Raw genomic sequence first — 21,802 nt, forward strand, 5'->3', positions numbered from 1 at the left:
CCCACGCCCCGCGCGGTGCCTCCGCCCCTGCCGAGCGCCCGCGCCGCGGCCGCCCGCAACTCCGCCGAGCCCCTGGTGCCTCCTTCGCCCCCGGAGCAGGGCAGACAGCCCGCGCGTCCGGCCTCCGGACGCCAGCTCGGAGACGCCCAGGTCATCGCCCAGGACTCGGCCATCGCCACCGCGGAAGCGGCTCTCGCGCAGGTCGCGGCCCGGGTCCGCGAGCCCCAGCCGCGCCCCCGCCTTCCGGACATCCCCCCGGACGCCGAGTTCAACGGCGAACTCCTCCGCCGTGTGCGCGAGGCCCGGGGCCAGTCCCTCCAGCAAGTCGCCGACCGCACCCGCATCACCAAGGCCCACCTGGAGAACGTCGAGGCGGACCGCTACGCCGCCCTCCCGGCCCACGTGTACCTGCGCGGCATCCTCATGAACCTGGCCCGCGAGCTGGGGCTCGACCCGCTCCGCGTCTCCCGGAGCTACCTCGCCCTGGCTTCTGAGAAGTCGGGGAAGAAGTGACTTCGAGGAAACGCCCCCGGCACGGGGGCATCGTCCGGCCGTCGGAGGCACCGGCGGGAGGGGTGCGAGGAAAGTTGACTCCCCCCATGCCGGTGCCTAAGTAGGTAGGACGATGACGGACGAGGAAAAGGTCAAGGCGATGCGGCTCGCCCGTGCGATTGCCTCTGATATCTCGCTCTACAACGAGCAGAAGATCATCAAGGGCATCGAGCAGGACAACCTCTTCGAGGTCCTCAAGGAGGAACTGGAAGAGGGCCGCGAGCTCTACAAGAGCCGCGTCAGCCAGGAGATCTTCACGAAGATGAACTTCTTCGAGCGCGCCATCAACGACATCGTCCTGCGCTCCAAGGCGCACGTGAAGTCGAAGATCTGGTAGCCCCGTCGAACGTGGCATCGCCCGACACGCGAGAGCACCGCGCCCCGCCCGAAGCCCGCGGAGAGCGCATCGACCAGTACCTCGCCCGGGCGTTCCCCGACCTGACCCGCTCCCGCATCCAGGGCCTCGTGGAGGCCGGGCATGTGCTCGCCGACGGCCAGCCGGCCAAGGCCGCGCGGCGCCTGAGGGGGGGGGAGCTGCTCAGCCTCCATGTCCCCGCGCCCGTGCCGGCCGTCCCCGTGGCGGAGGAGCTTCCGCTCGCCGTGCTGCACGAAGACAAGGACCTCGTCGTGGTGGACAAGGCCGCCGGCATGGTGGTGCACCCGGGCGCGGGCCACGCTTCCGGCACGCTCGTCAACGCGCTGCTGCACCGCGTGAAGGACCTGGCCGGCGTGGGCGGCGAGCTGCGGCCGGGCATCGTCCACCGCCTCGACAAGGACACCACCGGCTGCCTCGTGGTGGCGAAGAACGAGCAGACGCTGGTGGCCCTGCAGAAGGCCTTCAAGACGCGCGCGGTGGAGAAGACGTACCTGGCGCTCGTCCACGGCACGCCGCCCGCGGAAGGCCGCATCGAGACGCTCTACGGCCGCCACCCCATCCACCGCCAGCGCTTCACCGGGAAGGTGAAGGAGGGCAAGTCGGCCATCACCGTCTTCCGCACGCTGGAGACGTTCGACGGCGCGTCGCTGGTGGAGGTGGACCTGCTCACCGGCCGCACGCACCAGATTCGCGTGCACCTGTCGGAAGCCGGCCACCCGCTGCTGTGCGACGCGCTCTACGGCGCGGGCCGCAAGGCGAAGGGGCTGGCGCTCCAGGCCCAGGAGCTGCTCGGCCGGCAGGCCCTGCACGCCTGGCGCCTGTCCTTCGCCCACCCGCGCACGGGCAAGGTGCTGAAGCTGGAGGCGCCCATTCCCGGGGACCTCACCGCCGCGCTGACGCTGCTGCGCGGCACCGCCGCCGCCGAGCCGGAGCCCGCGAAGAAGCCACCGGCCCGGAAGCCGGCCGCGAAGAAGCGGGCTACAGGCCGGACACGCTGAGCGACTGCTGCCGCTTGGACAGCACCTTCACCGGCTGAATCGCCATGACGCGCATGAAGACCTGGAGCAGCTCCGGGTCGAACTTGTTGCGCATCTCCGTCCACATCAGCATCAGCGCCACCTCCGGGCCGTACGCATCCCGGTAGGGGCGCTTGGAGGTGAGGGCGTCGTACGCGTCGCAGATGGCGATGATCTTCGAGTACACCCCGAGGTTCGTCTTCGGGATGATCATCTGGATGTTGCCGCGCGAGTCGCGCACCGCGGTACCGAAGTCCGTCTTGTGCTCGAACGTCGTCACCACGCGCAGGAGCGTGGAGCGGTTGAAGCCCTTCTCCATGAGGATGTTGCGCACGGAGATGAGCGGCGCCTTCTGCACCGTCACCCGCTCGTCCTGGGACAGCGCGCCGCGCTTGGTGGACAGCTCCTCCGGCAGCGTCGCCATGCCCGCGTCGTGGAAGAGGGCGATGTAGCCCAGGTCCCGCAGCTGGGACTTCGTCAGCCCCAGCTCCGCGCCGAAGACGATGCACATCAGGCTCACGTTGACCTGGTGGTACACGAGATAGTCGTTCTCGCGCCGCATGGTCGTCATGCCCAGGAAGTGCGTCTTCTGCTCGTAGGAGATGTCCACGAAGTCCTGCACCAGCCGCAGCGCCTTGGACGCGTTGATGGGCTTGCCGGCGCGCACGGACTCCAGGTACTTCGTGAGGAAGAACACCGCGCGCGCGTAGATGGTCATCGCGTACTTCTTGCGATCGACCTTCAGGTCGCCCGGGTTGTCCATGTCCTTGTTCAGCTTCTCCTTGAGCTTGGAGAACCGGGCCACCCGCATGTTGAGCAGCTTGCGGCCCGCCAGCCCGTCCTCCTCCGTCGCGCCCGACTGCTCCTTGGCGAAGATCCAGATGAAGTTCTTCAGCTCGGGCACCGTCACCGGCTTGGTGAGGGTGAAGCCGCCCACGTCCTTGCCGCGCATCTCCGCGAGCAGGTAGCGCTGGTTCTCGATGGAGTTGAGGTCCACCTTCACCAGCATGCTGTTCAGGTAGAAGGACTCCTTGACGCCCGTCAGCTCCAGCCGGCCTTCCTTGCCGATGATTTGATTGATGATGTCCTGGAGCTGGTGCAGCGGCTTCTGGAAGACGGCGTTCTCCGGGTCATACATCTTCACGGAGCGCACCAGCATGTAGAGGCCGGCGACCAGCGAGCGCGCGAGCACCTGGAGCTTCTCGTTGTGCTCGCGGCCGTACTCGCCGATGTTCTCTTCCTGCGTTTGCGCCTGGCTGATCTTCAGATTCTCGGCCATGGGCTATGCCTCCTCGGTGAGCGCGGACTCCCCGAACAGGGTCTTGCGCGTCTGGTACATCGCCTTGCGTGCCGCGGTGAGGACATCCAGGGGCTGGTTCTTGTCCTCCACCACCGCCTGCAACATCTTGTAGGACTGGATGGAGCACGCGCCGGCCAGGCCCTGGATGGCCAGCAGCTTGTCGTCCAGCACCCGCTTCTTGTTGAGCAGCGACGGCTTCACCGCCAGCAGCTGCTGCATCATCGCCAGCGCCCCCGGCGTGCCGGTGGCGCCGACGGCGGAGTAGAACGCCGCGCGCTCGTCCGGCGTCTTCTTCTCGAACGCGGCGTCGCGCACCACGCGCATCAGGTCCGCGAAGGCCTTGTCGCGGTCGAACTCGGGCAGCAGCTTCGCCGCCAGCATGCGCACCTGGGAGATGGAGTCTGTGAGCGCGTCGACCATCATCCGCCGCGCCTCGCCGGTGCGGCCCTTGCCGACGATGTTGAGGACCTCGAGCTTCACCACCAGGTTGGGGCTCTTGAGCACCTGGCCGAACATCTTGAGGCGCTCGGGGTGGTTGCTCTTCTCCAGGATGTAGACCATGTCGCGCACGGTCTGCGGCCGGTCCGACATCAGCCGCGCCACGAAGGGCTCCGGCACCTCGCGCGCGAAGGTGGCCAGCACGTCGCTCAGCAGCGCGCGGTTCTCCTGGACCTCGAGGGTCTCCAGCACCGCCAGCAGCGGGATGACGGCGTCCTTGCCGAGCGCCTGCAGGTAGCGCGTGACGTCCGCCGGGTTCTTCGGGCGTGTCGTCTTCAGGGCCTCGCCCATGCGCATCAGTCGCTGCTCCTCGCCCATCTTGTGCAGGAAGGTCTCCAGCAGCTTGCCCAGGCTCTCGTCGCGCTGGGACAGCGCGCGCAGCTTGAGGACGATTTGATTGATGGTGGCGAAGTCGTCCTGGATGAGGAGCATGTCCAGCAGCTGCACGAAGATTTCCTCGAGCAGCGCCGCGTCCTCCACGCCGCCTTCCACCACCTGGAACACGGCGCTCACCAGCTTGGGGAAGAGGCGCGCGTTCTCCTCCTCCATGACCTCGCGCTGCAGCTTCGCCTTCAGCTCGTCGGTCGCGTGGCGGCCGCCCACCACGAGGCCGCGAATCTGCTCCACGCCGTCCAGCTTGGACTCCAGGTCCTCCGCGGACACGCGCGCGAAGCGCAGGTAGTCGTCCGAGTTCGTCTGCAGGCGCGAGTAGAGGTAGCCCACCACCTTGTCGACCTCGACCTGCACCTCCTCCTCGGTGGCGTTCTCCATGGAGAAGCCCTCGACGACGACGTACTCCACGTGCTCCATGCTCGCGCGCCACAGCTGCGCCAGCACGTCCTCCGCGCCGCGCTCTGGCTCGGACAGGGCGATGAGCGTGAAGGTGACCAGCTCTTCAATCGTCAGGCCCGGGCGGAAGATGAGCTGCCGGATGCCGTCCCGGAAGAACTTGTAGGGAAGCGGCGTGTCCTCGGTGAACAGCGACTCGCCATGCAGCGTCAGGTTCTGCTGCTCCACCTTCACCGACAGCGGGCCGTACTTCTCGTTGTACGCGGCCACCGACTCGTGCGCCTTCGCGAGGAACTCCGGGAAGCGCGACTCGTTGTGGCGGTACATGCCGATCTGCTTGATGCCCTTGAGCAGGTGGAAGGCGAACGTCTTCGCCAGCTCCACCTTCTCCCGGTTCTCGGGAGAGAGCTCGGCGTCACCACTCGCGGCTGCATTCGCTTTCTGGGCTTGGGCCATGCGTTTGAAACTCTCCGCTCGGGCGGTATCCCAAGCCTACCCTGATTTCTGCCGGTTACCCACCCGATGACCGGGTGGAAGTTCAGGGGCTTGCAGTGACGTGGGTGTAACAGCCCCAGGGATGACCGGGATTTCCGGGTGTGGTACGAGCCGCGGCACCCACCGAGGGGGTGTCGAGCACATGAAGCGGATGCTGGCCTGCGGGGCGATGTTGCTGACGCTGACGGGATGTTTCCGGATGAGCGTGCGGACGGGGGCGCCGCGCTCGGGCGAGGTGGAGGAGCAGGGCGGGGCGAGCCTGGTGTACGGCCTCACCAGCTCCCACGTGGCCGCGGGCGACTGCCGTCACGGCCTGTCGCGGGTGGACGTGTACTGGCCCGCGTGGGGGCCGCTGGTCTACTTCGTCACGCTAGGCCTCGTCGCGCCGATTCGCGCCGAGTACGTCTGTGCCGAGGGCCCGGGCGCGTCCCAGGACGCCGCCGGGGACGCGGAGGGGGACGGCGAGGTACCGCCCTCCCATCCGACGCTGTAGGCCTCGCGGGCTGAAGAAAGCGCGCGAGGCGGCGCGGGGAGCTCCCACGCCGCCTCGGCGGACTTCCGGAACCTTCCTGGAGCGCTCAGGCGCCCTTGTGGGGCGGCGGCGCCACCGCGGCGCTCGGGCCCTTGAGGGCGGAGCGCAGCAGGAAGAAGGTGAGGCCGGCGAAGAAGAGCAGGCCCCAGAGGTTGGACCAGAGCGGGTGCGCCAGCTCGCTCTCGCCCACGGCGTTGAGGAAGCCTCCCAGGCCGCCTTCGTGGCCCAGCGTGGCGGGCAGGTTGAGGGCGCGGGTGCCGGCGCCGTCCGTGGCGATTTCGAGGAAGGCGATGAGCACGCCGGCGATGGAGCCACCGGCGATGAAGCCGGAGGACAGCAGGGTGCCCGGGGAGAACTCGGACTCGGCCGCGCTGCCGCCGCGCACGCGGTCCACGATGTAGCGGACCACGCCGCCCACGAAGATGGGGGCGGTGCTGCTGATGGGCAGGTACACGCCCACCGCGAAGGGCAGGGCGGACACGCCGCACAGCTCCAGCATCAGCGCGATGAACACGCCCAGGAGCACCAGGTCCCACGGCAGCCGCTGGGTGAGGATGCCGTCGATGATGAGCGAGAAGAGCTGCGCCTTGGGCGCGGCGTAGCGGGTGAGGGGCTGACCCTCGTACGCGCTGATGCGGCCGCCGATGCCCGGGTCCACCACGTACTGGATGGTGCCCGCCTCATCGACGAGGTACTTGCCCGCGGGCACCGGCGTGTCCGCGCCGCGCACGTAGCCTTCCTTGTACGTGCGCTGGGGGCCCTGCGTGACGGCGCCCAGCTCGGACACCTTCACCTGCTTGCCGCCGGTGGGGCTGAGCGTCACGGCGGCCAGGTCCTGCGCCGTCACGTCGCGCCAGCTGCGCAGCTCCAGCGCGCCGCCCTGCGTGTTCAGCTCGAAGCCCTGCGCCCACACGGCCTTGCGCAGCGCCGCCTCGTCCAGGCCACGCGACGCCAGCGCGTCCGGGCTCACCGCCCAGGCGAAGGTGTGCTGGACGCGGGTCTCCTCCGTCATCTCGGACACCTTCACGCCGGGGTGCGGCTCGGGGATGGTGGCGGTGGCGCCGCGGTTGAGCGTCACCAGCACCAGGCCGATGAACATGGCGCTGGTGAGCACGCCCACGAAGAGCGCCACCTGCTGCCGCCGGGGCGTGCCGCCCACCAGGAAGGCCGTCTTCAGGTCCTGCGCGGTGGTGCCGCCGTTGGACGCGGCGATGCCGACGATGGCCGCCGTCGTCAGGGCCATGAAGCGGTCCTCGGACGACGTCCACCCCAGCAACAGGTAGACGAGGCAGGTGACGAGCAGCGTGGCCACCACCATGCCGGAGATGGGGTTGGACGAGCTGCCAATCTCACCGGTGATGCGCGCGCTCACCGTCACGAAGAAGAAGCCGAAGATGACGATGAGGATGGCGGAGATGAAGTTCACCTCCAGCGGGGGCGCCAGCCAGATGGCCAGGATGAGCAGCGCGCTGCCCACGAGCACCACGGTGATGGGCAGATCCTGCTCGGTGCGCAAGAGCTGCGGCGCGGCGCCCTGCGTGCGCGAGGCCCGCAGCGTCTCCACGCTGCGCTTGAAGGCGCCGATGATGGTGGGCAGCGAGCGGATGAGCGAGATGAGGCCGCCGGTCGCCACCGCGCCCGCGCCGATGTAGAGCACGTAGGCGTTGCGAATCTGGTCCGGCGACATGTCCCGGATGAGCTGGCCGTTGTGCACCAGCAGGGGCTCGTTCAGCCCGCTGCCGAAGAAGGAGATGGCGGGGATGAGGATGAGGTAGCTCAGCACGCCCCCCGCGAAGGTGATGCCCGCCACTTTCGGCCCGATGATGTAGCCCACGCCCAGCAGCTCCGGGCTCACCTCGGTGGACATCGTCGCGCTCTTCAGGCCCTTGAGGGGCGTGCTCAGCACCTCGCGGAACAGCTTCATGCCCGCGTACGCGAACTTGTAGATGCCGCCCACCAGGAAGCCGAGGATGACGGTGCGCGCGTTGGTGCCGCCCTGCTCGCCCACGATGAGCACGTCCGCGCTGGCCGTTCCTTCCGGGTAGGCGAGCTTGCCGTGCTCCTGGACGATGAGGCCCTGGCGCAGTGGAATCATCATCAGCACGCCGAGCACGCCGCCCAGCGCCGCGGTGAGGAACGCGTGGGTGAGGCTGATGTCGTAGCCCAGCAGCAGCAACGCGGGGAGCGCCGCCGCCACGCCGAAGGCGAGCGACTCTCCGGCCGAGCCCGTCGTCTGGACGATGGTGTTCTCCAGGATGCTGGAGTTGCCCAGGGCGCGGAAGATGGCGATGGACAGCACCGCCACCGGAATCGACGCGGACACCGTGAGGCCGACCTTGATGGCCAGGTACACGGACGAGGCGGCGAACACGATGCCGAGCACCGAGCCCAGCACCAGGCCGCGAATCGTCATCTCCGCGGGCGACTTGTCGGGGGGGATATAGGGCGTATGGGCGTGCGGCGCGTGCACCTCTGCGACAGGCACGCGGTCGTCGACGACCGGCGGGGTTCCGTGGGCCAAAGCGTGCGGCTCCTTCACGAAGGGAAACCGCGCCCTTCTAGCAGGGAGCCGCTCGGGCGTGAAACGGAGCCGCACAAACGGCAAGCGCCTCCGCCCCATGGGGGACGGAGGCGCTCATGGAGGAGGGGGGCCGGACCTTCTCGGCCACCCCGACCCGCCGCGTCAGGCGGGGCTCACTGCTGGAGGGCGGCGGCCTCCGGGTCCACCTCGGCCATCAGGGCGGCCAGCTCGGCCTTGAGCTTGTCCTTGGCGCGAATCTCCAGCTGGCGGGCGCGCTCGCGCGAGAAGCCGAAGTGCTCGCCCAGCTCCTTGAGCGTCATGGGGCGCTCGTTCATGACGCGCTGCTCGATGATGAAGCGCTCGCGCGGATCCAGCCGCATCAGCGCGGTGCGGACGCGGGCGTTGATGAGGCCCGCCTCCTCCTTGTCCGCGAACTCGTCGTCCTGGGGCGCCGACGCGCTCACCACGAAGTCCACGTGGCTGTTGCCGCCGTCCTCACCCATGGGCGCGTCGAGGGACAGGTCACGGCCGCCCATGCGCTGCTCCATCTCGCGCACCTCGCCGGGCTTCACGTGCAGCCGGCGGGCGATGTCGTCCACGTTCACCACGGCCTCGCCGGTGCCGAACTTCTCCAGCTCGCGGCGCGTGCGCGCGAGGCTGAAGAACAGCTTGCGCTGGGCCTGGGTGGTCCCGAGCTTCACCAGCGACCAGCTCTTGAGGATGTAGTTCTGGATGTACGCGCGGATCCACCAGACGGCGTAGGAGATGAGGCGGATGCCCTTGTCCGGGTCGAACTTCTGCACCGCCTTCATCAGGCCGATGTTCCCCTCCTGGATGAGGTCGGACATCTTGATGCCGTAGGAGCGGTACTCGTAGGCGACCTTCACCACGAAGCGCAGGTTGGAGGTGACCAGCCGGTGGCCCGCGGACAGGTCACCCTTGATGAAGCGCCGCGCCAGCTCCTGCTCCTCCTCCACCGTGAGAAGGGCGTAGTGGTTGATCTCCGACAGGTACATCGCCAGAGAACCGGAGTTGGACGACTGCTCGGTGGAAGCCTGCATGGATGGTGTCTCCCGACGGGGCCTCTCTGGGGAGGCCGAAAAGGTTTTCGGACCGCCTGACAACTTGACGAAGGGTGGCTTGAGCAACGTCGGTGCCAATCCGCCGCTGTGCGTCTTCCCCAGTGTCTTTGGGGACTTGGCGGTGCAGGGACGCGTGCACAAGGCGGGGAACCTGTAACCGTTACTTCTCTCCCGGACGAAGGTCGCAGAATCGGAGCGGTAGGAACTTCAGAGCGTTCCGCAAGAGGCCTCCCGCATGAGGGCCCGGGCCATGCCGCCGCCCGGGCGCAGTGGATGCGTCGGGCCATGCACCCGCTGGGTGCACGGTCCACGGCGGAGCGCCGGAACCTGCCCGGCACCCGCCGCGAAAAAGGCGTAACGACGCCCGCTCTGGATGACAGGTGCCTTTTCCCGGACGCGCCGCGACGCCCGGACAGGAGGCATGAAGGCTGGCGCCAGCCTGCCCGGAAGCCTCGGGGTGACGAAGGAGCGCGCGCGTCGAGCGCTTCAGGAAGCGCGGCGGCGCGACTCGGCGGAGATGGCCCGCTTGAGACCCCCGAGGAACTGGGAGGCCTCTCCCTGCTTCAGCGGGCGGCCACCGAAGCGGGCCTCCAGGTAGCGGCGGGTGACGGGCGTCAGGGCGGGGGACAGCGGATGTCCTTCCCGCGTGAGCCTCGCGTCCAGGTCCTCGAGCGTCTCGCCCTCCAGGCGCTGGACGCGCGCGGCGGTGAGCTGCGCCTCCACCGCGTCCACGAAGCGGGTGGCCTCATGCGGGCGCTCGCGGTCGAGGAAGCGGGAGAGCAGGCGCCAGACGGCATACGCGCCCATGCCCGCGACGAGCGCGGCGCCAAAGGCGCGCAGCGGCGGCAGGCGGCTCGGAGAGTCGTCCCCGCCACGGCGCTGGGGTGGGCGGACGAGCGCGCGCGCCACGTCCATCTGGTCCCGGAAGGAGTAGTCGACGACGGAGTTGCGCCAGCGCGCCTCCACCGCTTCGTAGAAGCTGAGCAGCCGCTGGAGGAGGACGGAGGACTGGCTCGCGCGGTGGGCCGGCGGCGTCGCGTCCACGGTGACGAAGCCGCGTCCCGGCACCAGCACGTGGGTCCATGCATGCGCGTCACCGGCGCGGACGATGTACGCGCCGTCCACGCGCTCGCCGCCGAAGAAGCCGGTGGCCAGCCGCGCGCGGATGCCCTGGGTGCGCAGCATGAGGGTGAGCGCGGTGGCGAAGTGCTCGCAGTGTCCCGCCTTGCGCACGAAGAGGAAGTTCGCCAGCGGGTCCTCCACATCTCCGCTGAGCTCCAGCGTGTACGTGAGCTCCCGCTGCAGCCACCCGGCCAGCTTCTGCGCGGCGGCGAGGGGCTCGCGCTCGCCGTTGAGCACGCGCGCGGCCGTCTGCGCGACGCGGGGGTCCAGGTCCTCCGGAATCGTCAGCAGCGCGTCCTGCTCCTCGGCCGGGAGGTCCTTCAACTCGTGGCCGCTGCCCCCCGGGGGCCGGCTGTAGGCCTCGTACGTATAGGCGAGGGCCGGGTCCGTGAAGCGCACCTCGCCCCCGGGCTGCTCCTGAATCCCCACGCGCCGGCTGCCCGCCTGGTGCTGCCCCACCGCGTTGCCGAGCCGGGACGGCGTCTCCAGCGCCACCAGCGTGCGGGCCCCGTACGCGGGCAGCAACTCCACGCGCTGGTGGACGAGGTCCTCGCTCCCCGGCCGCAGCGTCACCATGAACGTGGAGCCGCGCCGCTGCGGGCCCGCGCTCGTCCACTCCTGCCCGTCGAAGATGTCGTAGGTGCGGCCCAGCCAGTACGCGTCCAGCGCCTCCTTCCCCGGGTCCGGGGAGAGGGTGGAGCGCAGGACGATGCGCGGGTTGCCCTTGATGGTGCCCGTGCCGCCCAGGCGCACGGTGTTGGAGAAGCCCGCCGACGCGGCGCCCAGGCCCGGCGACGCGCGCGGGCCCATCATGTTCCAGTTCAGGCGGGGGAAGAGGATGAAGAAGGCCACCGCGCCGGCCACCGCGAAGGCCACGCCCGTCGCCAGCGGGCGCATCACCTGGCGCACCGGCACCGGCTCTCCCTCGGGCACCGAGGCCTCCACCACGCCCAGCGCCAGCGCCATGCTGGACAGCACGCCGAAGGCCACGAGGAACAGGCCGTAGACGAGCTCACCGGACAGGGCCGCGCCGCCCGCCACCATCAGCAGGCCGGACAGGTGCACCTGCCCGTCGGTGGCCGAATCCGGCGCGGACAGCAGCCGGTGCGCGGAGATGAGGCCCGCGAAGGCGCACGCGGCCACCACGAGGTTGACGGCCCCCGCCAGCACGTTCAGCCCCAGCGCCGCCGCGACGACGAGCAGCAGCAGCGCGGTGAGCTTCTCCCGCTTCGCGAACACGCGCCGCCCCGCCAGCGCGCACACCAGCGCCAGCGCGAACAGCGCCAGCGTCCACACCGGGAGCTGGCCGGACACCGCCATGGAGGTGAACGCGGCCCCGGTGCCCAGGTCCCTCAGCACCAACCGCAGCCGCGTGCCCGGCCTCATGCCGCCTCCTCTTCCTCGCGGAGCCCTTCGTGCCCCAGCCACGCCAGCGCTCGCAGCACGCGCCGCTCCTGCGCGGAGCCCGCCGCCGGACGCATGCGCCCGTCCGCCGTGTCCAGCCCCACCTCGTGCCCTTCCTCGATGAGCCGGTGGGCCAGCGCGGCCACTTCCTCGCAGCGGCGCTCCAGCTCCTCGCCCGTGAGCCCCGCGTCCACCGCCAGCACCCAGGTGCGGCGCTCCTCGCGCTCGCGCTCCACCCGCAGCAGCTTCCCCAGCGCGGCGCTCTTGCGCCAGTGGATGCGGCGCGCGTCCTCGCCCTGGAAGAGCTCGCGCAGGCCCGCCACGTCGCCCGTGCCGTCGTTGCGGCGCGGGTTGCCCGCGTCACCCACCGGCCCGCGCTCCGCCTCGCCCGGGTCCTGGCAGGCGTAGCCGCGCCGCGGGTAGACGAGCAGCGTGCCCTCCAGCGGGAAGACGCGCGTCTTGGCGAACAGGCCCAGCGGCCACGTGGTGGTGACGCGCACGCCCGTCAGGAACACCGGCCCCCGCTTCGGCGCGGTGAGGTCCGCGCGCACCACGTGGTCCACGCCCGCCGGCAGATAGCCCACGCCGCCCTCGCCCGTCAGCGGCGAGTCCGCCTCCGACAGCGTGAGCGCGAAGCCGTGGCCCCGCTTCTTCGTCACCGCCCAGCGGAACGCGAAGGGCTCGCCGGCGAAGGCCGCGTCCGTGCCCACGCGCCGCACCGACAAGTCCCGGATGCAGCGCTCGGACAGCACGCCGGACACCACCACCATGCTCAGCAGCAGGCCCAGCACGAGGTAGAGCAGGTTGTTGCCGGTGTTGAGGGCGCCCAGGCCCACGCCGAGCGTCACCACGAGGTACGTGCGGCCCACCCGCGTCACCTTGAGGGTGCGCGGCGGCCGCATGCGCGCGCGCAGCCGGGACCACCCCTGCCTGACGGACGTGCTCACCGCGGCGCCGGGACCTTCCGGGCGAGCTCCTCCAGAAGGTGGGCCGCCTCGTCGCGGGCCGTCACGCCCTGCACGGCGCTGCGCAGGAGCACGCGGTGCGCCCAGCAGGGCACCAGCACCGCCCGCACGTCCCCCGGCGTCACGAAGTCCCGGGAGTCCCACAGGGCCTGCGCCCGCGCCGCCGCGCCCAGCGCCAGCACCGCGCGCGTGGAGGCGCCCCGTTCGATGTCTCCGTGCTCGCGCGTGGCCTTGGCCAGCCGCACCACGTAGTCCGCCACCGTCCCGTCCAGCTTCAGCTCCGCCGCCAGGGTGCGCAGCGACGCCACCTCCTCCGGCCCCGTCACCGTCTCCACCACGTCCAGGGGCGGGGTGCTGCCGCGCGTGGCCAGGAGCCGCGCCTCCACGTCCGGCGCGGGGTGGCCCAGCGACATGCGCACCATGAAGCGGTCCAGCTGCGAGTCCGGCAGCGGGTAGGTGCCGGAGAAGTCCACCGGGTTCTGCGTGGCCACCACGATGAAGGGGGCGGGCAGGGGGTACGTGGCGCCGTCCAGGGACACCTGGCCCTGCGCCATGGCCTCCAGCAGCGCGGACTGGGTGCGCGGCGGGGCGCGGTTCAGCTCATCCGCCAGCACCAGCTGCCGGAAGAGGGGACCGGGGCGGAACTGGAAGGTGGCCGTCTGCGCGTGGAAGACCTGGGCCCCGAGGATGTCGGCGGGCATCAGGTCCGCGGTGAACTGGACGCGCGCGAAGCTCAGCCCACAGGCCCGGGCCAGGGCCTCGGCGAGCGTCGTCTTGCCCACTCCCGGCACGTCCTCCAGGAGGACATGGCCGCCGGAGACCAGGCAGGTCACCACGAGCTGGGTCTGGGGCTCCTTGCCCTGGACCGCCCGCCCCAGTTGGGTGGCGATCCTTTCCATCACCGAGCGCGCGGAAGCAGGAGAGAGGACGGGGGACAGGACGCGGGCGGGCTGGTTCATCCGCCGCCACTCTATCCGACTCCTCCCCGCAACGGTCACGCCCCGGAGCGCAGGCGTCCAGCCGTCCCTTCATCGGACGCCTGCCTGCTCCCGGGGCGTGGGCACTGCTCTCACGCCGAGAGAATGTCCTCGGGCGTGTAGTACGCGCGGCGCGGAGACGACCCCGTCCCGACGCCGAAATACCGGAACATCCGCTCATGGTGGGTGGCCAGGCCGCGCATCTCCACCGGCCGCTCCACCAGGTCCCTCGTCAGCACGCCCACGGCGCTGTCCTTGAACTCCCGCAGATGCGTGAAGTCCAGGACGACTTCCTGGCCCCTCAGGGCCGCCAGCGAGGCGTGCACTTCCTGCGCCGTCCTACCGTCCAGGATGCCCTCCAGACGGAGGGTGATTCGACCTGCCACTTCTTCACGGTGGATCTGCAGACCCGCCATTGCTGTGCTCTCCCAAAAGGATGCTGTGTGCACGATGTGCCGTTGAGATGGGCACGGCGGCTGCAAGGCTCCGGACCCACCTGGTGCCGGAAGCTCCAGCGGGGAGACAACCCGTGGAGTGCCCTTCAGCCGGGCGCAAACACTGCACCCTCCCTCCCAGGAAGGTCAGCCCCCCTGCACCTCAGTCCCGGTGGACTGTCAGCTGGAGGGCGTCCTTCCTGTCGCGCAGCCGTCATCCCTGGCGGCCGTCCGTTGTCTGCTGAGCGCGGAGGGTGAGCTGGCGTTCCTGCTGGGCCTTCAGCTTCCGGAACTCCTTCACGACCTTGGTGGGGTAGCCGGCCATGAACTTCTTGCGCGACTCGGGCTTGGCGAGGATGCGCTTGGCCAGGCCGGGGCCCGCGTTGTACGCGACGAGCGCCTTCTCCACGGTGCCGAAGCGCTGGATGAGGTCCGCCAGGTACGCGGTGCCCAGCTCCACGTTCGTCTCCGAGTCGAAGAGGTTGCTGGAGCGGCCCAGTCGCATGCCGGCCTTGTCCGCCAGGTACTTGCCGGTGTCCGGCATCACCTGCATCAGCCCCATGGCCCCCACGTGGGACACCGCGTAGTTGTTGAAGCTCGACTCGCACCGGATGACGGCCACCACCAGCAGCGGGTCGATGTTGTTGCGCCGGGCCTCGCGGATGATGGCGACCGCCAGCCGCCGCTGCTGCCGCTCCGGCAGGCCGGAGGCCTTCACCAGCTCCGTCACCCCCAGCCGCTCGGCCTCGGCCAGGTCCGCCTCGTCCTCGTACACCTGCAGCTTCGCCAGGGCCGCCTTCAGCTCGGCCTCGCGCTGCGACAGCTGCGCGCGCAGCGCCGTCACCTCCGGCGCCTCGCCCTGGGGGCCTTCCGGAACCTGCACCGGAAACGCCAGCGCCCCCGTACCCAACAGCATCGCCGCCGTCGTCATCGCCACCGTCCAGCCCCTCATCCCGCCCTCCCCGGCGCCCGTGCCACCGCGCCCGCTGAACTCCGACTGCCATGCACCTCGAATGGTTGGGCGCCAAAGCAGGGGGCGTGCCACGGCGCTTCACGGCCTGTCTCTCCTTATGATCTCTCCACGCAAGGGCCGGAGCAGCGCCTCGCGGGTCGGAAAAAATGCCCGGATGGGGCAGTGCTTTACCCACCCTGGGACTGTGAAAAGGACTGGGTTGCCCGCTCCGGTACCCGTTCCTACCTTCGTCCGCGCCAGGGTGTGGGGCGTGGAGGTGTGGCGTGTACTGGACGATTGGGATGATCCTCTTGGTGCTGTGGTGCCTGGGCCTGACGACGGGCTCCACGGAGGGGTACTGGGTCCACCTGCTGCTGCTGTTCTCGATGGTGGCCTTCCTGCTGGCGGTGGCGTCCCACGGCCGCAGGACGGCGGTGTCATGAGCGGCGCCGGACTGGAAGTCACGGGCCTGGACCTGCCCCGGGACACCGCGGGCTTCACGCGGCGCGAGTGCCCGAGCTGCTCGCGCCCCTTCAAGATGCGGCCGGGCCCGTTCGACGCCCGCGCGGTGATGCACAAGCTGCAGTCCTTCTTCTCGCTGGAGAACTCGCACGAGTGCGAGGACGGGCTGCCGCTGTGGCGCTGCCCCTACTGCGGCCAGCGCGCGCCGGCGGACGACTACCTCACCCCCGCGCAGCAGACCCATCTGGAGTCCGTGGCGCGCGCGTGGGCCAACCACGTGCGCTACGAGCAGATGGCCCACGTGTCGCGCACGCTGTCGCTCAACCCGCGGCCCACCTTCGTGGCGGTGCCTCCGGAGTCGCTGCCCGGGCCCATGGACCCGGAGGCGGACGAGCTCCTGCGCACGCTCCCCATGCTGTGCTGCGGGGATGACCTGAAGGTGCTGTGGGACTGGGATCAGCCCCTCTTCTGCCCCTACTGCGGCACGCGGCACGGGGGGCTGAGCGGCCGCCAGCAGGTGGAACTCCGCTTCATCCACGAGTAGCGAGGGGAGGGAGGGTGGACGCCGGCCCGCCATGACGGCAGGCTGCGCGTCCATGACGAGGGCCTCCCCCCGGGTGGTGCTCGCGGCCCTGCTGCTGGCCGCGAGCGCGGCCTCCGCGCACGACGCCGACATCCTCTATTCCCAGGTCCGCCGCGTGGCCCCGGAGGCCGCCGGGGCCGAATCCCCGACGTCCGAGGTGCGCCAGGTGCTCACCCTGACGACGGGCACGCTGGGCCTGCTGCTGCCCGCCGACGCGGACGGTGACGGCACCGTGTCCCAGGCGGACCTGGACGCCCGGCGCGCCGCGCTCGAGGTGGGCGTGTGGGATGCCATGCCTCTGACCGCGGACGGGCGTCCCTGCGCGCGGACCTCCCACGCGGCGCTGCTGCGGCAGACGTACGTGGAGCTGTCCGCCACCTTCCAGTGCCCGCCGGGGCCCCTGCGGCAGACGTACACCGTGCTGTCCGTGCTGCCGGCGGGCTACCGGGTCATCCTGGGCAGCTCCCTGGACGGCGAGGTGCCCGGCGCCATCTTCGCGGACGCCGCGCAGCCGAGCGTGGCCATCCCCGGCCCCGGCGAGACGGGAGGGGAGGGGGCCTCTCCGGTCAGCGGCTTCGGTGGCTGGGTGTCCCTGGGCGTCAGCCACCTCTTCGAGGGCGTGGACCACCTGGCCTTCCTGCTGGCGGTGCTGCTGGTGGGCGGCGGCCTCAAGCGGGTGCTGCTGCTGGTGACGTCCTTCACCGTGGCGCACTCCATTACATTGGGGGCCACCGCGCTGGGCTGGGTGGTGCTGGACGGCGAGCGGGCGCGCTGGGTGGAGGCCGCCATCGCCGCCTCCATCATCTATGTCGCGGTGGAGAACCTCGTCCTGCGCGAGCACCGGCACCGCGTCCTCGTCACCTTCCTCTTCGGACTGGTGCACGGCTTCGGCCTCGCCGGCACGCTGGCCGGGTACGGCCTGGGGGACTCGCTGGTGACGGGACTGTTGGGCTTCAACCTGGGCGTGGAGCTGGGGCAGGCGGCGGTGGTCATCGTCCTGCTGCCAGTCCTGCGCATGGTGCGCCGCCGGCCCGCGCTCCACCTCAGAACCGTACGCGTCCTGTCGGTTGGCATCCTCGCTGCTGGTGGGTACTGGATGTTCGAGCGGGCACTCGGTTGAATCCGGCGGGGGCCGTTCCTACGTTGGCGACATAAGGGTAGGGAACGGGGGAAGTCCATGGGTGCGAGGCATACCCGGCTGGCCGCTGCGCTGGCCGCCGCATGGGAGGCGGAGGTCGTCTCCGCCCGGCGGATGACAGCGCTGGCGGAGCGCATCGGAGACGCGCGGGTGCGTGCGCGGTTGATGGTGCTGGCCGCGTTCTGCCGCGCGCACGCGTCGCGCCTGCTGGCGCGGCTGGCCGCGCTGGGCCGGGGGCCGCTGCCCGTCCCGCCGGAGGAAATCGAGCTCGACGCCGACACCATCCTCGAGCTGCGTCGCGAGGGCTGCTTCGCCCGCGCCTCCGCCGCCCGCTACGAGACGACCGCCGAGCTGGCCCGCCAGCAGGCGGACCTGTCCTCCGCCTGGGTGTGCGAGCTCAACCGCACCGAGGAGCAGGACCGGGCCCGCGAGCTGCTCGCCCTGGCCGAGGGGGCCCAGGCCGCCGTCTCCCACGGCCCGGCTCCCACCGCCGACGCGCCCGCCGGCTCCTGACGGCGCGCGTCTTCAGGACCGCTCTCCCGGTGACAGTCCCCGCGCGTTGGGCGTAGAAACGCGCCCATGGCGAAGGAGAGCTACAACGACCTCATCTTCCAGCTCGGCGACCTGGCGAGAGACAGGCTGCCCGGAAAGCCCAACTGCCCGCGCTCCATGGACCGCGTCTACCGCGCCGAGGAGGCGGTGGTGGCGCGCCGGGACGAGCTCGCCGCGCTCGAGCAGGAGATGAACGACGAGGACGCCGCGTTCCAGGACTTCCTGGCCCAGCAGGCCGAGGAGAAGGCCGGCCACGACGCCATCGTCAAGAAGTGGAAGAAGGCGGTGGACGCCGTCGAGGGGAAGATCAAGGACCAGCGCAAGCTGCTGTCCACCAAGCGCGCCGAGATGCGCTACTCCCAGGACGGCCTGCGCAAGCTGGAGCAGAAGATCCAGGACATGGAGCTGACGGGCCAGGACCCCGGCAAGATTGAACTGGCCCGCACCAACCTCAAGAAGACGCGGCTGGCCCAGATGCGGCTGACCCGCGACGTCGAGGACCTGGATCACCGCGTGGCCACCGCCCTCACGCCCCAGCCCGGCCAGCCCGGCGCGGCCGGCATCCTGGCGCACAAGCGCCTGCTGGAGATGGAGGACGAGGAGGAGGCGCGCAAGCTGGAGCACGACCAGCGGATGGTGGAGCTCGACCAGGCAATCGCCGTGAAGGAGGAAGAGGTCAAGGCCGCGGAGGATTATCTGGACCAGGCGTTGTTCCTCCTCGGCGAGGACGTGTACGCGCAGCGCATCTCTGATCCGCAGCTCGCACCGTTCTACCCCCGGTTGGATCGCGCCCAGTAGGGGTTCCCTCGCCCGTAGTGCTTGACGTGAGGGGCGCGTCTGCTACATTGCGCCGCTTCCTGGCGACCGCGGGGACGCGAGCAGTCCAGGTCATTGAATTCATTGGGTTTTTCCGCGCCACGACGCGCGCTGGCAGTGTGAGGACGACTGTGAAGGGTCTGATTGGCAAGAAGGTTGGCATGACCCAGGTGTTCAACGATGAGGGCAACCTCGTCCCGGTCACCGTGATCGATGTGGGCACCTGCCAGGTCGTGGGGAAGCGCACCCCGGAGAAGGACAAGTACTCCGCGGTGACCCTGGGCTTCGGCGAGATCCGCGAGAAGATCCTGAACAAGGCCGAGCTCGGCTTCTTCAAGAAGGCGAACGCGCCCTTCCGCCGCCACCTGAAGGAGTTCCGCGTCTCCGCCGAGGAGGCCGCTTCCTTCAACGTGGGCGACGCCGTCAAGGCGGACATGTTCGCCAAGGGCGAGCTGGTGGACGTCACCGGCATCACCAAGGGCCGCGGCTTCTCCGGCGTCATGCGCCGCTGGAGCTTCAAGGGTTCCCAGACGAAGACGCACGGTACGCACGAGTACCAGCGTCACCCCGGCGCCATCGGTCAGCGTAAGACGCCTGGCCGTACCTACCCGAACAAGAAGATGCCGGGTCACTACGGCGTGGAGCAGGTCACCACGCAGAACCTGACCGTCGTCGGCGTGGACGTGGAGAAGGGCCTCATCCTGGTGAAGGGTGCCGTCCCGGGCCACAACAACGCCGTCGTCTACGTCCGCCCGAGCATCAAGGTGGCGATGCGCGCGCAGCACAAGGCCGCCCGCGGCTAGTCCCGCCTTCGAGCGTTACCGACGCTCCTGACGCCCCGCTTCCGGGCCCGACTCCTCGGGCATCCGGGCGGGGCGTCCGCTTTGCGGGCCACGTGTGCCCGGCCCTCGGGGACGTGGTGGGTGGGTACAGGTGTGCCCTTCCGTGGCACTCCGGGTGCCCCGTCCGTCACCGAGGGCGTCATGGCACGGGGGGAAACGTTGACCGGTGGGCGCCACCGGCGGGCATGCGTGAAAAGAATTCCGACTCGTGGCCCTCGCGGCTTGTCGGTCGTGGAAGGCGTGTGCACATGGATGCGCCACGAAGGGGCCTGATCGTCCAGTGACGCAGGCGCCCGGGATGGGGGAGTCTCCAGGACTCCCGCACACGGCGGCCCACCCCACGGGCCGGGCAGGAACCATGAACGCACGCACGCTCAGCGTCATCGCTTCGTTGGCCATCTCGCTGGCGGCGCCAGTCGCCGCGGCGCAGGAGGACGAGCAGGTCCTCGACAACGTCGTCGTCCGCAACCGGCTCTTCGAGCCCGGAGGGCAGCTGGAGCTGTCCCTGGGCGTGGGCCTGCCGGTGCAGACGCACCTGACGGCGCACTACTTCTTGAATGCCGGCGTCGCCTACAACCTCTTCGACACCTTCGCGATTGAAGCGCGCGCCGGCTACGCGGCGAGCCGCCACACGGGCCTGGCGCGCTCCATCTCCGAGAGCTTCCTCAACCGCGAGGACAAGCAGATCACCGACGAGCTCGAGGACCTGTGGGAGATGAATGTCCACGGCGTGGCGGGCGTCCGGTGGGCGCCCATCTACGGGAAGCTCAGCCTGGTGTCGGACCTGCCGGCCCACTTCCAGGCGTACGTCTGGGCGGGCGGCGGCCTGGGCTCGTTCCAGCGCAACTCCGTCATCCAGTGCACGCGCGTGGTGGACCGTGAGCTGGGCATCTGTGACGACCGCTCGGCGCCGGACGACCGCGGCAGCGCCAACGAGAACTACTGGGCGAAGGAGACGCGGGTGGCGCCGGTGGTGTCCGCCGCGGTGGGCTTCCGCTTCTTCGTCCTGGGCAAGCACGGCGTGCGGCTGGAGCTGCGCGACTGGGTCTTCCGCGATGCCTACCGCGTCAACCTGCGGCGGGAGGACTGGGAGGCCGGGCGCGAGTCGGGTGAGCCCGCGTCCAGCCCCGGCTTCACGCACCTGGTGCAGTTCGACCTTGGCTACACCTTCTCCTTCTAGGCCCCACTGACATGCGACCCATCCTCTCCCTCGCGCTTCTCGTCGCCGCTCCGGCCCTCGCGCTCGCGCAGGCGTCCGGTGGGCAGTCCGTGCCCGCGCCCGGTGCGGAGACGTCCGTTCCGCCGCCGCCCGCCCAGTCCCAGCCGAAGCCGGAGGCCCCCGAGCCGCCCTCCTCGCGCCCGGAGCCCATCGCGCCCCAGGAGGCCCCGGAGCCCGAGGCCGAGGCCCCAGCGCCCCAGGGCACGGAACAGCAGCAGGCCCCGGTGCTGGCCGAGCCCACGCCGCCGGAGCCCGCCACGCCCGAGGACGCCCCGGTGCTGGCCGCCGAGGCCCCGCGCACCACGGACGCGCAGCAGCAGCGGCTGGTGCACGGCGCGCCGCTCTACAACCCGAACGTGTCGGTGCACATCGTCCAGAAGAAGCGCTTCGCGGACGAGGGCAAGCACGAGTTCGCCTTCTTCCCGGCGACGGTGCAGGTGAACGGCAAGTACACCAACCACGCCGGCTCGGCCCTCCAGTACATCTACCACCTGCACGAGAACTTCGCGTTCCAGGCGTCCGGTCAGTACAACTGGTACTCGAACGAGAGCGACTTCAACCTGGAGCTCATCGACAAGGTCCGCGAGCAGGCGCAGGCGGCCTCGTCGCTGCTCCTGGTATGGGGCGCGCAGGCGGGCGTGGAGGTGACGCCGCTGTACGGCAAGTTCGCCTTCCTCAATGACTCTCTGGCGCAGTTCAGCGTGGTGCTGAGCGGCGGCGCGGGCGTGGGCGCCACGCGGCACCTCATCCGCCCGGAAGTCACCAACGAGGCCGAGGGCGGCGAGCGCTTCACGGTGCCCGCGCGCTTCGGTGACACCGGCACCAAGTTCCTCGGCTCGGTGGGCGGCGGCTTCCGCCTCCAGTTCGGCGAGTCGTACGCGCTGCGCATGGAGGTGAGGGACCTCATCTACACCGCCCGCGTGGACAAGGTGGACGGCTGCAACCTGGCGGACTTCGAGGCGCTGGAGGCCGCGCGCGCGGCGAACCAGGACTTCTCCACGCTGGCGCTGAGCGGCAGCTGCAACTACCAGAAGTTCGACGGCGTGGACCCGAAGACGAAGAAGAACTACCGCGAGGACATCATCCTCGGGCGCGACCTGGTGGCCGAGCCGTCCTCGGACGTCCTCAACAACATCAGCTTCTACGCCGGCTTCTCCATCCTCTTCTGACGCACA

General features: G+C 70.2%; 21 protein-coding genes. 12 read left to right on the forward strand and 9 right to left on the reverse strand.

Going from position 1 to position 21,802, the window contains the following annotated elements:
* From HG543_RS56440 to HG543_RS25890, 3 genes are all read left to right on the forward strand, one after another.
* A partial coding sequence (locus HG543_RS56440) for a helix-turn-helix domain-containing protein (protein WP_169347532.1) occupies positions 1-513 on the forward strand: 513 nt, incomplete at its 5' end.
* A 112-nt stretch (positions 514-625) separates the two neighbouring features.
* Entirely contained in the window at positions 626-889 is a 264-nt protein-coding gene (locus tag HG543_RS25885) for a hypothetical protein (protein WP_011553384.1), read from the forward strand.
* Positions 890-900: 11 nt separating this feature from the next.
* Positions 901-1,926: an RluA family pseudouridine synthase gene (locus HG543_RS25890; protein WP_169347533.1), complete on the forward strand. Its 1,026-nt coding sequence runs from the start codon at positions 901-903 to the stop codon at positions 1,924-1,926.
* Here the strand turns inward: HG543_RS25890 and HG543_RS25895 are convergent.
* Together HG543_RS25895 and HG543_RS25900 are read right to left on the reverse strand one after the other, a co-directional pair.
* Positions 1,907-3,223, reverse strand: a complete 1,317-nt coding sequence (locus HG543_RS25895) for an HD-GYP domain-containing protein (protein WP_169347534.1) — start codon at positions 3,221-3,223, stop codon at positions 1,907-1,909. The two genes, HG543_RS25890 and HG543_RS25895, sit on opposite strands and share 20 nt — an antisense overlap.
* 3 nt (positions 3,224-3,226) lie before the next feature.
* A complete protein-coding gene (locus HG543_RS25900; protein WP_169347535.1) occupies positions 3,227-4,987 on the reverse strand; it encodes a HEAT repeat domain-containing protein in 1,761 nt (586 codons plus the stop codon).
* Between the two features lie 181 nt (positions 4,988-5,168).
* On the opposite strand from HG543_RS25900, the gene HG543_RS25905 reads away from it, so the two are divergent.
* Positions 5,169-5,519 carry a hypothetical protein gene (locus HG543_RS25905; RefSeq protein ID WP_169347536.1) on the forward strand — a complete coding sequence of 117 codons (351 nt, stop codon included), beginning with the start codon at positions 5,169-5,171 and terminating at the stop codon, positions 5,517-5,519.
* A gap of 85 nt (positions 5,520-5,604) precedes the next feature.
* Here the strand turns inward: HG543_RS25905 and HG543_RS25910 are convergent, their stop codons facing one another.
* The 7 genes from HG543_RS25910 to HG543_RS25940 all read right to left on the reverse strand — a co-directional run bounded on the left by HG543_RS25910 (position 5,605) and on the right by HG543_RS25940 (position 15,015).
* Positions 5,605-8,079, reverse strand: a complete 2,475-nt coding sequence (locus HG543_RS25910; RefSeq protein WP_169347537.1) for an OPT family oligopeptide transporter — start codon at positions 8,077-8,079, stop codon at positions 5,605-5,607.
* A 173-nt stretch (positions 8,080-8,252) separates the two neighbouring features.
* The gene (locus tag HG543_RS25915; RefSeq protein WP_169347538.1) at positions 8,253-9,140 is read right to left on the reverse strand and encodes an RNA polymerase factor sigma-32; all 888 of its coding nucleotides are present in this window, start codon (positions 9,138-9,140) and stop codon (positions 8,253-8,255) included.
* 507 nt (positions 9,141-9,647) lie between these two features.
* A complete protein-coding gene (locus HG543_RS25920; protein ID WP_171818229.1) occupies positions 9,648-11,669 on the reverse strand; it encodes a transglutaminase TgpA family protein in 2,022 nt (673 codons plus the stop codon).
* Complete coding sequence (locus HG543_RS25925) at positions 11,666-12,589, reverse strand: DUF58 domain-containing protein (protein WP_169347555.1); 924 nt, start codon at positions 12,587-12,589, stop codon at positions 11,666-11,668. The genes HG543_RS25920 and HG543_RS25925 overlap by 4 nt, the downstream gene beginning before the upstream one ends.
* A 41-nt stretch (positions 12,590-12,630) precedes the next feature.
* Positions 12,631-13,611, reverse strand: coding sequence for an AAA family ATPase (locus HG543_RS25930; RefSeq protein ID WP_169347540.1), 981 nt, complete (start codon positions 13,609-13,611; stop codon positions 12,631-12,633).
* Between the two features lie 110 nt (positions 13,612-13,721).
* On the reverse strand, positions 13,722-14,045 hold the full coding sequence (locus tag HG543_RS25935) for an STAS domain-containing protein (protein ID WP_169347541.1): 324 nt from the start codon (positions 14,043-14,045) through the stop codon (positions 13,722-13,724).
* Positions 14,046-14,277: 232 nt separating this feature from the next.
* Positions 14,278-15,015: a lytic transglycosylase domain-containing protein gene (locus HG543_RS25940; RefSeq protein ID WP_169347542.1), complete on the reverse strand. Its 738-nt coding sequence runs from the start codon at positions 15,013-15,015 to the stop codon at positions 14,278-14,280.
* 284 nt (positions 15,016-15,299) lie between these two features.
* Here HG543_RS25940 and HG543_RS25945 point away from each other — a divergent pair, with 284 nt between their 5' ends.
* The 8 genes from HG543_RS25945 (at position 15,300) to HG543_RS25980 (ending at position 21,796) form a co-directional block, all read left to right on the forward strand.
* Complete coding sequence (locus HG543_RS25945; protein ID WP_169347543.1) at positions 15,300-15,458, forward strand: lmo0937 family membrane protein; 159 nt, start codon at positions 15,300-15,302, stop codon at positions 15,456-15,458.
* Complete coding sequence (locus tag HG543_RS25950) at positions 15,455-16,021, forward strand: hypothetical protein (RefSeq protein WP_169347544.1); 567 nt, start codon at positions 15,455-15,457, stop codon at positions 16,019-16,021. Before HG543_RS25945 ends, HG543_RS25950 begins: the two co-directional genes overlap by 4 nt.
* Positions 16,022-16,073: 52 nt before the next feature.
* A complete protein-coding gene (locus tag HG543_RS25955) occupies positions 16,074-17,180 on the forward strand; it encodes a HupE/UreJ family protein (RefSeq protein ID WP_169347545.1) in 1,107 nt (368 codons plus the stop codon).
* Positions 17,181-17,237: 57 nt separating this feature from the next.
* Complete coding sequence (locus HG543_RS25960) at positions 17,238-17,711, forward strand: hypothetical protein (protein WP_169347546.1); 474 nt, start codon at positions 17,238-17,240, stop codon at positions 17,709-17,711.
* Between the two features lie 66 nt (positions 17,712-17,777).
* Positions 17,778-18,548 (forward strand): hypothetical protein, encoded by a 771-nt coding sequence (locus HG543_RS25965; protein WP_169347547.1) that lies wholly within the window; start codon positions 17,778-17,780, stop codon positions 18,546-18,548.
* Positions 18,549-18,697: 149 nt separating this feature from the next.
* Entirely contained in the window at positions 18,698-19,369 is a 672-nt protein-coding gene (gene rplC, locus HG543_RS25970) for a 50S ribosomal protein L3 (RefSeq protein ID WP_169347548.1), read from the forward strand.
* A gap of 397 nt (positions 19,370-19,766) precedes the next feature.
* A complete protein-coding gene (locus HG543_RS25975; RefSeq protein ID WP_169347549.1) occupies positions 19,767-20,588 on the forward strand; it encodes an outer membrane beta-barrel domain-containing protein in 822 nt (273 codons plus the stop codon).
* 11 nt (positions 20,589-20,599) lie between these two features.
* Entirely contained in the window at positions 20,600-21,796 is a 1,197-nt protein-coding gene (locus HG543_RS25980) for an outer membrane beta-barrel domain-containing protein (RefSeq protein ID WP_169347550.1), read from the forward strand.
* The last annotated feature ends 6 nt before the right edge of the window (positions 21,797-21,802 follow it).

The organism is Pyxidicoccus fallax, assembly GCF_012933655.1.
In the GTDB taxonomy this organism is placed as follows: Bacteria; Myxococcota; Myxococcia; order Myxococcales; family Myxococcaceae; genus Myxococcus; species Myxococcus fallax.